This window comes from Pseudomonas sp. FSL R10-0399 (assembly GCF_009600165.1).
In the GTDB taxonomy this organism is placed as follows: domain Bacteria; phylum Pseudomonadota; class Gammaproteobacteria; order Pseudomonadales; family Pseudomonadaceae; genus Aquipseudomonas; species Aquipseudomonas helleri.
In genome coordinates, this window is sequence record NZ_WIWK01000297.1 from 1 (window position 1) to 496 (window position 496).

At 54.8% G+C, this 496-nt stretch carries 1 protein-coding gene; it reads left to right on the plus strand.

Going from position 1 to position 496, the window contains the following annotated elements; genetic code table 11:
- Nucleotides 1–267 (plus strand): hypothetical protein (locus GHO41_RS29520; RefSeq protein WP_218580292.1); only part of this gene is annotated, 267 nt, incomplete at its 5' end.
- Nucleotides 268–496: the final 229 nt, after the last annotated feature.

Genomic DNA, 496 nt, shown 5'->3' on the forward strand with positions numbered 1-496 from the left:
TCTATCGTTATTTGCGTGTCGAATATCAGCCTTCGACACTCAAAAAGAGAGGGTAAGGATATGCAGTGCAGAATGGATAAACGCGTGATTGAACTGCTCAACGAAGATGGCGTTGAGATCACTTGGGAGCAGTTTCGGGCGGCTTATGATCGTCGTCGAAATGAGCGAGATGCAGACCCATTAAAGCCTGTTCGACGTGCTCGCCGGGAAGCAGAAGACACTGCTTTTGAGGCATTCCTTGAGCGTGTATCGACTCCGAAAGCGTGACCGCTTTGTATGGCTCACCTATTGCCGCTGCAATAGGCCAAACAATAGGTCGCGCAATACAACGGCCAAGAGCCAAAACAATAGAAACCAACAGCAAAGTGCCGTCACCCCTATGGGGCTCCGTGGCCGCCCCTCCGGGCCGACCAAACCTCCCGGGGGAGCGCCCCGGAAGGCCTTTAGGGTTCTGAATCGCTGCGCGATTCGCCACCCTCTTCCCTCCCCTTCGCCC